Below are 10,604 nucleotides of genomic sequence, written 5' to 3'. Positions count from 1 at the left end.
ATTTTCTAGTGGTTGACACATTTATCGGGGGTAGATAATTTGCAAAAAAAAGATGCTATTATGAATTGGATGAATAAAACGAAGAAAGTTATGATTGTCATAGTGATGCTCTTAGCGGTATCTTATGCGAATGTCGCCGATGCTATGAGTTTTGGTAAAGATTATAGCATACTTAGGTTTGAAAATTTTCTTGATAATACATATCATCAGCGAGAATCATTTATAGCTTCTCCAAAGTTTCGAAATGAAGTTTATTATTTTGATGTAAGTGGAACCCGTAGAACAAGGCAGTTCATCGTTCAAAAATCGGGAGGAAAAGTAGCTTTTACATTTAGAGATGACAATTATTTGAAATCAGGAAAACTTACAGTTAAAGTTATCACCTGTGACTGTACTTTTACAGATCGTTGTGATCATCCTACCTTTTTTGTCATAGAAGAAGATGGCTATTTTAAATACCTTTTAGGCATGGACAGAAAACAGAACCTCATCAAATACGCTGATGCTTCGACCATAAAATCATACGCCCCGACTTATACGATGGGTGATAATGTTGAGATTTTTGAATCAGGAAAAATTATGATTCATAGTGCCAATGGCAATAATATGAAAAAATGGACCACAACTTTTTTCTGGGATGATGAAGCCCGCTGGTTTGGCATAAAAAGCGAATAATATAATCATAACAAAAAGAGGGCTGCTGTCTAAGCCCTCTTTTTGTTATGAATTTATCCCCCTACCTACAAGCCACATTTCTCAAACGCCTGTTTCAAGTCATTAATAATGTCCTCAGCCGATTCAAGACCTACACTAAATCTAAAGTGTCCATTCTTAAACTCAGGTGGATAAAAATGATTCCTTTCATCATTGGGACCAGTATAAACAATCAGGCTCTCGTCATGGCCAATGGAAACAGCCGGAACAATAACTTCCAGTGAATTAATAAACTTATTGTGAGTATCAACATCTGCTTTTAATCCAAAAGCCATGACCCCTGAAAACATAGTCATCTGTTTTTTGGCAATCTCATGCTGCGGATGGCTTGCAAGGCCTGGATAAGCTATAAAATCAACTGCCGGATGGGCTTCGAGAAACTGAGCAACCTGCAGGGCGGTTTCGCTATGTTGTTTCATGCGTAGAGGCAGTGTTACCACACCACGCATAATCAGCCAGGCATTAAACGGACTGATAACGCCCCCCAGATTGACCATTGCCTGGCGTTTTATTTTATCAATAAGCTCGCTGCGGCCAATTACAGCGCCCCCCATGGCATCACCATGGCCATTTATATATTTTGTCAAGCTATGGATGACAAGATCGGCTCCCAGTTCAAGCGGCTGCTGTAAGAACGGCGAGGCAAAGGTACTGTCAACGGTAAGTAAAGCGCCAACAAACTTGGCAAGTTTGGCGATCTCGGCAATATCACTGACTCGGGTAGTCGGATTACCAGGGGTTTCAATATGAATAATCTTGGTATTCGGACGTAATGCCTGCTTTATCGCCTGCAAATCAGAGGTGTCTACAAGGCTTGTTTCTATGCCGTATTTATCAGGGAAATACTCTTTTAGCAGTCTATATACGGCTATATATGAAACGTTCGAGCAAATAATATGTGCATCCTGTTCCAAAAAGGTAAAGAATACACCGGCTAATGCCGAAACACCACTGCCTAAAACTACACAGTCTTCCCCGCCCTCCAGCGCAGCCAGTTTTTCCTGCAAATAGATCTGGTTTGCTGATGTATTTCTGGTATAAACCAACTGATTCGGATCGCTCCAGTTAAGGGTTGATGCATCCTCAGGCAGGCGATAACTATTGGCCATCGTAATCGGTCGTCTTATGGCGCCGGTTTCTTTGTCAATCCCATTACCGGTATGAACACATTTTGTTTGAAAACTGAAATTCTTCTTGTCAGCCATAAATTAAACCCTCTTTTCAATTGTTTTTGTATTATATATAGTCAACTGTAAAAATTATATTGTAAAAAGAAATACAGGCATTCCCGTATGGCAAAATAAAAAGACTGAACGCAAAGGTATTGCTACCGTTTGGCCTTCAGTCATTCTGATCAACCTTTAAACAATTTGATCATACCATTTTTTATCAAATTCTGCAATATTTATACCTGACAAATATGTCATAGCTATTCTCCCTGCTAATCCAAGAATTCTGAGTTCCACCCGTTTATCAGGGCAATTTGCTAGATGACAGGCCCCTGCATGTATATATCCATAGAATTAGTATAACCGGAAATCTCGGCCTTGGTCATACCACCTGAGGCTATTTGCACCAGTTCTTCTAAAATGCGCTGCCCAGCGTCAGGAATGGTATCGCCGCCATCAATAACAGCGCTCAGGTTCATATCAATATGATCACTCATTTTTTCCGCCGCAGTCCGGCTGCCGGTAATCTTCAACACCGGTACAAAAGGGAAACCCTGGGGCGCTCCCCGCCCTGTCGCAAAAACGATAACATTACAGCCGGCCGCAGCCAAACCAGTCAGGATCTCCGGCTCGCGGCCCGGCGAATCCATAACTACCAAGCCTCGTACCTGCGGACGTTCCCCGTACTCATAAACGGCCTGAATTGGTGCCGAGCCGGCCTTAGCGATAGCACCAAGGGATTTTTCTTCAATGGTCGTCAGCCCACCCTTGATATTGCCGCCGGTCGGCTGTCCGCCGCGGATATCTTCGCCAACCGCCATGGCGCGTTTTTCCATACGCTCCACTAATCTGTAAATGCCTTGTGCTACCGTTTCGGTGGCGGCATGCCGGGCTAAAATATGTTCAGCACCAATAAATTCAGTTACTTCCCCCAGAATAGAAACGCCGCCGGCAGCAACTAATAAATCTGATGTGACGCCAATAGCCGGGTTCGGTACCAGTCCTGAAGTGGTATCTGAGCTGCCGCACTTCATCCCCATAACCAATTCACTGATAGGAAAAGCCTCCCGCTGCTGCAGCGATGCCTCCCTTACCATTTCCTGGGCCAGCAAAATTCCCTGCGCAGTAGTACGTGCTGCCCCGCCGACCTCTTGCACAACAAGATGTTCAACCCGCTTGCCACTGGCTTTGATGCCATCGATGACACCAGATAGATCGGTGCTTTCACAGCCCAGACTGATGAGCAGCACTGAGTGCAGGTTGGGGTTGCACCCTAAACCGGTAAGGGCCTTATTCACAAGCCCAATGTCCAGCGGCGTCTGACAACAGCCCTGATGATGGGTGAAGCGGCTTGTTCCCTGCACTTGACGGACAATAGCCTCCACAACCTCATTGACGCAAACTACCACTGACAGTACACCGACATAATTGCGGGTACCCACAGTCCCGTCAGCACGGCGATAGCCCATAAATTCCATAGTTAAGCCTCCTTCACTAAATCACCACGCCCGCGCAGACTTTCGATATTTTGCACATGGGCATGGCAGCCGGCTTGAATATCGACAGTTGCCCGGCCGATAATCTCACCATATTTGAGAATAGCCTCCCCCTGATGAATAGGCCGTAAGGCAAACTTATGTCCGTAGGGGATAGTCTCCTGCACCACCGCTTCGCTAATGTCGCGCCCTAAACGGACCTGCGCCTTCTGGCCGGCTGCCAGATCCTGAACAGCAGTCGCTACATTATCTGCTGCATTGAGTACGATTGCATCAATAGCCATTGTGTTTCCCTCCTATAAAATCCGGCTTAATTGTTCTGCCACAATTGTGGATACCCTCTGCCACTTGTTTGGTCGCTTACCCCTCAACATCCTCTGACCTAAGGGCTTTTCCCTTACCCTTTACTGTTAAAGCGGCCAGAGCAATCGACAGAATGGCAACGACCAGGAAACCAGCAGCCACCGGCTTTTCCACAAAGATCAGCAGACTTCCTTTGGATATAGTCAAGGCTTGACGCAAGCTGATCTCAGCCATGCCACCGAGTAATAACCCAAGAATTACTGGTGCTGAGGGAATCTGAACCTTTTTCATGCCGTAGCCCACCAAACCGGCCAACAGCATAATCACAATATCTGTGGTTGAGCTCCTGAAGCTGTACACGCCAAGCACTGCCAGCAATAATACCACTGTAGCCAGATAAGGCTGAATTTTTTCCATTACTTTGACGATACCGGGGATGAAGGCCATATTGATAATTACCAACATTAGATTACCAATATACATACTGGCAATCAAACCCCACACTACCGCAGGCGCATCCTGAAACAAGGTCGGTCCTGGCTGTAAGCCAAACATAAGTAATGCACCCAGTAAAAGCGCCGACGAAGCCCCGGCCGGAATACCCAGGCTTAACATCGGGATAAAGGCCGCCCCGGTAACAGCATTATTCGCGGTTTCAGGGCCTGCAACACCTGCCAGCGCACCTTTGCCAAACTTCTCCGGTGTTTTCGATACCCGCTGTTCAACACCATAACTGAGAAAAGAGGCCATCGTCGCCCCAACCCCGGGCAGGGTTCCGGCTAAGAAACCAAGAAACGTACCCCGCAGCATTGGCATAAAAGTCTCACGAATATCCTGCCAGCAAGGCAGGACTTTTCGCCAGCTCAAGTCTGCTTTAACAAAACTACGGCGCTGCCCACTCTCAAAACTCTCAATCGCTTCGGCCAGGCCAAAAAGACCTACACCGATAGGCAAGAAATCAATACCGTCCAACAAGGTCACATTATCAAAGGTAAAGCGTGGCACTCCGGTCATAACATCCTGTCCGACCATAGACAGCAATAGGCCCAAGCATAGGGCAATAAATCCCCTGACCATTGACTTGCCGGTAAAGGCTGTAACCAGCGAGAAGGCCAGCATCATCAAGGCGAAATATTCAGCCGGTCCAAAAATCAATGCCAGTTGGGCAAGATTAGGCCCGACAAGCATTAAGCCAATGACACTTATCGTGCCGCCAATAAAGGAGCCAACAGCAGCAATACCAAGAGCCTTCCCTGCCTTGCCTTGTTTGGCAAGCTGATAGCCGTCAAGGGTGGTGACGACCGAGGATGATTCACCAGGAACCCCCATTAATACTGAGGTAACAGTGCCGCCATACTGGGTACCGTAATAGATGCCGGCAAGCATAATAATGGCAGACTCGGCTCCCAATTTATAGGTTGCTGCCAAAAGCATCGCGATGGCTCCCGTGGGGCCAATACCCGGCAGGGCACCTACCAGCGTGCCAACAATTACGCCAATAGCACAAACCAGCAGATTTGCCGGTTCCAGCGCAACACTGAATCCCTGCAGCAAAAGCTGAATAGTTTCCATAGAATGTTGATTCAACTCCTTCAACAGATAGGCAAGTTACTTAAAAGATTCCCTGTGGCAGTGAAATCCCCAAGACCCCCTCAAATATCCCATAAATAAAGGCGCACAAAATAACGGCTACCAGCAATGAATGCTGCCAGGAATGTTTCTCCAAAAATTTGATTTCCAAAAAGCTAACCAATAGTACCACTGGCATAGCCCCAAGAAAATCCCACAGCAATACTATGAGTAAGGCTATCCCGAAGAACGCGGCCGGTCTTGCCAATTGGTTTATACTGGGAAACCGTATACCCTGCTCCCGGTTCCGATAGGCCTCTCTCCAGTATAAAATAGTAAGCAGTGATAAAATCACGGCAACCACTAACGGTAAAAAACGGGGGCCGGGGGTGAGGTCCGCCTCCATAACAGCCATACCGGCAGTTGTATATATCACAGTCCCCACAATTGCCCACAAGATTATGCCGGTCACAAACTCCGGCCCCCCGATAAATACTGCTTTGCCTTTCGTAGAAATCACAATCCACCCTCTTTTCAGCAGGCTACTCGTTAGCCATATAATTACTGATGATTATTTAGCTACTTCTGCGCTTTCTGCAGTTGATCAATAATTGCCTTTTGGTCTGCAAAATCAGCTTTGATATACTCTGCAAATCCCTTGGCATCTTTAAAGGTCAGTGGAATACCGTTTTCCCGGAAACTATCCTGAATTGTTTTACTTTCAATAGCTTTCTTAAAGGCCTGCTCCAGGGCAGTTACGACTGCCGGCGGGGTTCCTTTAGGGACGCCAATCCCTCTCCAGGCACCATAAACAATATCAATACCACTTTCTTTGAAGGTAGCTACATTAGGCATTCTAGGATCCCTGGTTTCAGACATAACACCGATAACCCGCAGGTTACCCTGTTCAACCAGGCTTTTAACCTCAGACCAACTTGTTAAACCGGCCATAACATGCCCGCCGGCAACCATCGGTACCGATTCTGCTGCACCTTTGGTATGCACATATTTAAATTTCGCCCCGGCTTTTTGCTCCATCAGTACACCAGCCATGTGATGAGAGGTGGAATGACCGGGAGTTGAAACTGTTATCTCGGCTTGTTTGCTGGCTTCAACTAGTTCGTTAACAGTTTTATAAGGTGAATTTGCATAAACCACTAACACCTCCGGATCAAAGCAATACATCGCGACAGGTTCAAATGAGTCAACCGTATAATCCACTTTTTTGCTCACAGTATTTGACAATAGCGATGAAGTATATGTCAGCAGCGTATAGCCATCCGGCTTTGCTCTGGCCACATAGCTTTGACCTTCGGTAGCACCGCCACCGGCTTTATTCACTATTACCACTTTTTGTCCCAGGTCTTTTTCGACTTGACCGGCTAATATCCGGGCCGACGTATCGACAGGTCCGCCTGCCGCAAACGGTACTACCTGTTCTATGGACTTAGCCGGATACTTGGCTTCTTTACTCCCGCTTGAGCACCCCAGCAATAAAGCGGCACACAATGCTACCCCTAACAACACTATGAGTACTTTTGAATAACGTAAATTCATAATCCTTCCCCCAATTCAAGTTTTATTTATTCAAAAAAATGGCTAACAATTATCCTGACTGCGCGCCTGTTTGATATTTGCCACAACACGTTCGGTTAGCTGGCGGCTAAACCCGGTATAGTTATGCGGATTTAGAATCTGGTCTAACTCGGCGGCGGTAACATAAGAGTTGACCCGTGAATCTTCCAACAGATACTGCTTGAACGAAGCATTATCGCGAAATGAATTCATCGAAATCTCATAGACTACTTTGTGGGCAGTCTGCTTACCAAGTTTTTCTCCTAAATGCAGCATAGCGGCTTCAGACAACAGCAGTCCTTGCAAAATATCCAGATTCTGTTCCATCTTTTGTTTATTTACCACTAATCCCTTTAGCACTTTCTTGGCTTTGGCTACAGCGGCAGCAGTAAATATAAAGGCCTCAGGAATTGCCACCCACTCGATTTTCCAGTAGGCCCCATCCCGTTCATGTTCCTGGAGTAAGGCTTCATGCACCTGGAGCAGGTTTCCTTTGACAAGTTTGGACAGGGTATGTATGCCTTCGGTTGCACCGGGATTCCGTTTATGGGGCATTGTGCTGCTGCCCACTACCCCGTCAGCCCAAGGCTCTGCCAGTTCTGAAACCTCGGTTTTTTGTAAGCTGACAATCTCATTGCCAATTTTACCTAACGTGCCGGCAATCAGGGCCAGTAGATTTATGACCGAAACCAGCCTGTCCCGGCTGGCATGCCAGGAGATTTCAGGCACCTTAAGCCCCAATTTGCTCATGACTTTTATTTGTAATTCGATCGCCTGTTCACCAAACCCGGCCATTGTACCTACGGCACCGCTTAGCTGTCCCACAAAATCCCGTACCCGGCATTCTTGCATTCGCTCAAGATGCCGGTGAATCTCACTTGCCCATACCGCCACTTTGTATCCGAACGTAATCGGCAAGGCCTGCTGTCCATGGGTCCGACCGGCCATTACCGTGGCTTTATGTTCCTCTGCCAGGTTAATCAGCAAGCCCTCAACCTCATACAGATCATCATAGATTACTGCAAAGGCCTTCTTAGCAGCCAGAACAAAGCCGGTATCAATAATATCCTGGGTAGTGGCCCCGAGATGAATGTACTCCCCGGCCTTCCCCTTACATTGCCGCTGGAATTCACGCAGTGTCGGCACAAGTGAATGTCCAATCTTATTGACCTCTTGCCTGATTATAGTAAAATCAAGATTCTCAACCTTCGCTTTTTCGGTGATTTCCCGGGCAATCTCACTGGGGATAATGCCTAGCTCGGCCTGACTCTCGGCCAATGCAGCCTCGATATCCAGCCAGTGTTGAATGATGGAACGGTCATCCCAAATCTCACGCATTATTGCCGTACTAAAAACATCCCGAAACAATTCTGATTCAATCATCGTACAAGCCATTGTCTCATCTCCTGGAAAATTTTTTACCGTTTTAAACGCAAGTGCTGCATCAACACCTGTAGATCATCAATTTTTTCCATGCATAAAACCATCTCCTTGATCTGCTGTGCAGCCTGCTTATCCAGACTGCTTGCAGTTAACGACAGGAATTTATTCTCAAGAACATCATAGCGTGGTGTATCATCTGCCGCTTCGACACTTTCCACAATGACTTGCTTATTGGCCAGTTCAACCTTGACGGTTGCCCGCCGCTGGGGAAATACTTTAGTTGCCTCCGGGTCTTCAATGACCTGTATTCTCCGGGCGATACCGAGTATAACAGGATCATTCAGTTTATCTGGACTGAACTCTGCCAGGGTCACCTTTTTATGGACGAGCGCCGCAGCAATACAATAGGGAAGAGAAAACTTAGCGGCCTCCTCAGTATCATATTTTAATTGAGCTGTTAACTCTACCGCTGTCCGATATGTCTCGATTTGCACCTGCTTAATGGAGTCTAACGGCAGGTCATACCGGTCAATGATCCTAAACATGGCAGTCAGTGGTGAATTGGTATGTCCACATGAGGCATAGACCTTAAAAAATGCGGTATTAGTCATTAAGCTGCTTTTACCTATTTCCGCCAGAATCTCGCCGTTGTAGTCGGTAGTGGTTGCCCGAATGAACCCCTTATCGCCGCAAAAGATATCCCCCGGACCGGTAAAGCCATGCAGCGCCAGTAAAGCGGCCTGAACACCACTCTGGCACGCATGCCCGGCATTAAGTGGCTTGGCATGAGTACCAAAGCTGGCCTGTAGCCCAGCAGCCATTGTGCCGGCAATTCCCAAAGCCATTTGCACCTTTAATGGCTCAAGTTTTAGCAGCGATGCCGCTGTTGCCGCTGCTGCAAAGGTTCCACAGGTGCCGGTTGCATGCCATATCTGATAATGGGCCGGATTAACAGCAATACCCAACCTGATTAAGACCTCATAGCCGGCAACAATGGCGGTGAGCAGTTCTTTGCCTGTCTTATTAAAACATTCAGCAACAGCCAGCGCTACCGGTACGGTAACTGCCCCCGGATGGGCAATAGCCAGCCGATGTCCATCATCAAGCTCTGCCACATGACCGATAACGCCATTTACCAGTGCCGCCTGAGCAACCGGAGCCTTTAGCCCACTTTGTAAAATAGTGGCCTGGGCAACGCCGCCAGCCTCAATAGCCATCTGGGTAACAATGTGTGACGGCTTATAGCGAACGCCGGCAAGTGCGCTTCCCAGCCAGTCCAATATCCGGTATTTTGCATCTTTAATGATTTCAGGCGGCAAACTGTCATACTCCAGTTTGGCTATAAAACTGGCTATCGCTTGCATTTCTGTTGGTAATCTCAGTCTTTACTCCCCCTATTCTTATCTATTTCCAGATACTCGGTCTTGAAAATCAGCCTAAAAATCATATATCATATATCATATATGATTCTGAGAAATGAGCTAATGATTCCATTTGCCAAAGACAGCCCGCAAATAATGCAAAAAGGCGAAAATTATCCTAAGGATAATTTTCGCCTTCAGTTTTTCTGATCAGCGCTCATATTCATATTAATGGATTTAATGTTAGCATATGATCCCCCAAAAATCAATACATCCCCATCAATTCTAAGTAACAAATCGAACAGGCTAGTCTGCCAGGGCTAATGCATATCCATGTTGTTGTAAATAGTTCCGCATTTTGTCAAAGGCCCGTTTCTTATGCTCATACACTGTTTTCGCCAGCATTTTCCCGTTTCTTTCTTTTAAATAATCTATCATCAGCCCGTGTTCGCTATTAGAAATCTCCAATATTTCCGGAAACAGCTGAAAGATTGTCAGCATTCGTTTATGCGATTCCATTAACTCAATGATTGTTTTCGTCATTAAACTATTACCACAGGCTTCAACAAATAATTTATGAAACTCCCGGTTAAGATCCCGGTATTTTTCTGTATCACCAGCCTGGAAAGCTACCTGCATAGCATGATAGTATTGTTCGAGTCTCTCAATGGTATGCCCATCGGCATTAAGAGCGGTAAGCTCGGCCGCAAATGGCTCGAGGCACTCACGCATAACCAGCATATCTTCGATATTTTTCATTGAGAACCCGGATACTCTTGAACCTACATGGGGTATTGTTTCTACCAACCCTTCGGCGTTTAATTCTCTTAGCGCCTCCCGCACCGGAATATCACTAATACCGTATTGGTCAGCAATTTGTTTTATGATCAGGTGTGTTCCCGGTTTAAGGTCGCCATTAATAATCCCTTTTTTTATCTCGGAATAAATGGTTGCTGATTTTGTCATAGAAAAGATCGACATGAAGGTTGCACCTCTACTGAATTTTGCTAAATCCACAGTTAATGATATATGAT

Annotated in this window: 10 protein-coding genes; 1 reads left to right on the top strand and 9 read right to left on the bottom strand. The window is 46.3% G+C overall.

The features are described from left to right. Nucleotides 1-39: 39 nt before the first annotated feature. Complete coding sequence (locus VN379_RS24410) at nt 40-675, top strand: hypothetical protein (RefSeq protein ID WP_325538738.1); 636 nt, start codon at nt 40-42, stop codon at nt 673-675. A gap of 65 nt (nt 676-740) precedes the next feature. Here VN379_RS24410 and VN379_RS24405 read toward each other — a convergent pair whose 3' ends face one another. From VN379_RS24405 to VN379_RS24365, 9 genes are all read right to left on the bottom strand, one after another. After that, entirely contained in the window at nt 741-1,919 is a 1,179-nt protein-coding gene (locus VN379_RS24405) for an aminotransferase class I/II-fold pyridoxal phosphate-dependent enzyme (protein WP_325538737.1), read from the bottom strand. Nucleotides 1,920-2,200: 281 nt separating this feature from the next. Beyond that, complete coding sequence (locus tag VN379_RS24400; RefSeq protein ID WP_325538736.1) at nt 2,201-3,361, bottom strand: UxaA family hydrolase; 1,161 nt, start codon at nt 3,359-3,361, stop codon at nt 2,201-2,203. Nucleotides 3,362-3,363: 2 nt separating this feature from the next. After that, nucleotides 3,364-3,663 (bottom strand): UxaA family hydrolase, encoded by a 300-nt coding sequence (locus VN379_RS24395; RefSeq protein ID WP_325538735.1) that lies wholly within the window; start codon nt 3,661-3,663, stop codon nt 3,364-3,366. A gap of 76 nt (nt 3,664-3,739) precedes the next feature. Then, on the bottom strand, nt 3,740-5,254 hold the full coding sequence (locus VN379_RS24390) for a tripartite tricarboxylate transporter permease (RefSeq protein ID WP_325538734.1): 1,515 nt from the start codon (nt 5,252-5,254) through the stop codon (nt 3,740-3,742). A gap of 40 nt (nt 5,255-5,294) precedes the next feature. Continuing rightward, nucleotides 5,295-5,771 (bottom strand): tripartite tricarboxylate transporter TctB family protein, encoded by a 477-nt coding sequence (locus tag VN379_RS24385; protein WP_325538733.1) that lies wholly within the window; start codon nt 5,769-5,771, stop codon nt 5,295-5,297. 59 nt (nt 5,772-5,830) lie between these two features. Next, complete coding sequence (locus VN379_RS24380; protein WP_325538732.1) at nt 5,831-6,808, bottom strand: tripartite tricarboxylate transporter substrate binding protein; 978 nt, start codon at nt 6,806-6,808, stop codon at nt 5,831-5,833. Nucleotides 6,809-6,850: 42 nt separating this feature from the next. Then, nucleotides 6,851-8,221, bottom strand: a complete 1,371-nt coding sequence (purB, locus tag VN379_RS24375) for an adenylosuccinate lyase (RefSeq protein WP_325538731.1) — start codon at nt 8,219-8,221, stop codon at nt 6,851-6,853. 23 nt (nt 8,222-8,244) lie between these two features. Next, nucleotides 8,245-9,573 carry an MmgE/PrpD family protein gene (locus VN379_RS24370; RefSeq protein ID WP_325538730.1) on the bottom strand — a complete coding sequence of 443 codons (1,329 nt, stop codon included), beginning with the start codon at nt 9,571-9,573 and terminating at the stop codon, nt 8,245-8,247. Nucleotides 9,574-9,876: 303 nt separating this feature from the next. Then, nucleotides 9,877-10,604, bottom strand: a 728-nt coding sequence (locus VN379_RS24365; protein WP_325538729.1) for a GntR family transcriptional regulator, incomplete at its 5' end; no start/stop codon positions are given.

This window comes from Sporomusa sp. (assembly GCF_035561255.1).
Classification (GTDB): domain Bacteria; phylum Bacillota; class Negativicutes; order Sporomusales; family Sporomusaceae; genus Sporomusa.
Note: the sequence above shows the minus strand (reverse complement) of the source record. Positions and strands in the feature narration are given on the sequence as shown.

Coding starts and splice junctions, on each gene's coding strand:
- VN379_RS24380 (WP_325538732.1), bottom strand. CDS start 6,808: ATGAATTTACGTTATTCAAAAGTACTCATAGTGTTGTTAGGGGTAGCA.
- VN379_RS24405 (WP_325538737.1), bottom strand. CDS start 1,919: ATGGCTGACAAGAAGAATTTCAGTTTTCAAACAAAATGTGTTCATACC.
- VN379_RS24400 (WP_325538736.1), bottom strand. CDS start 3,361: ATGGAATTTATGGGCTATCGCCGTGCTGACGGGACTGTGGGTACCCGC.
- purB (WP_325538731.1), bottom strand. CDS start 8,221: ATGGCTTGTACGATGATTGAATCAGAATTGTTTCGGGATGTTTTTAGT.
- VN379_RS24390 (WP_325538734.1), bottom strand. CDS start 5,254: ATGGAAACTATTCAGCTTTTGCTGCAGGGATTCAGTGTTGCGCTGGAA.
- VN379_RS24370 (WP_325538730.1), bottom strand. CDS start 9,573: ATGCAAGCGATAGCCAGTTTTATAGCCAAACTGGAGTATGACAGTTTG.
- VN379_RS24395 (WP_325538735.1), bottom strand. CDS start 3,663: ATGGCTATTGATGCAATCGTACTCAATGCAGCAGATAATGTAGCGACT.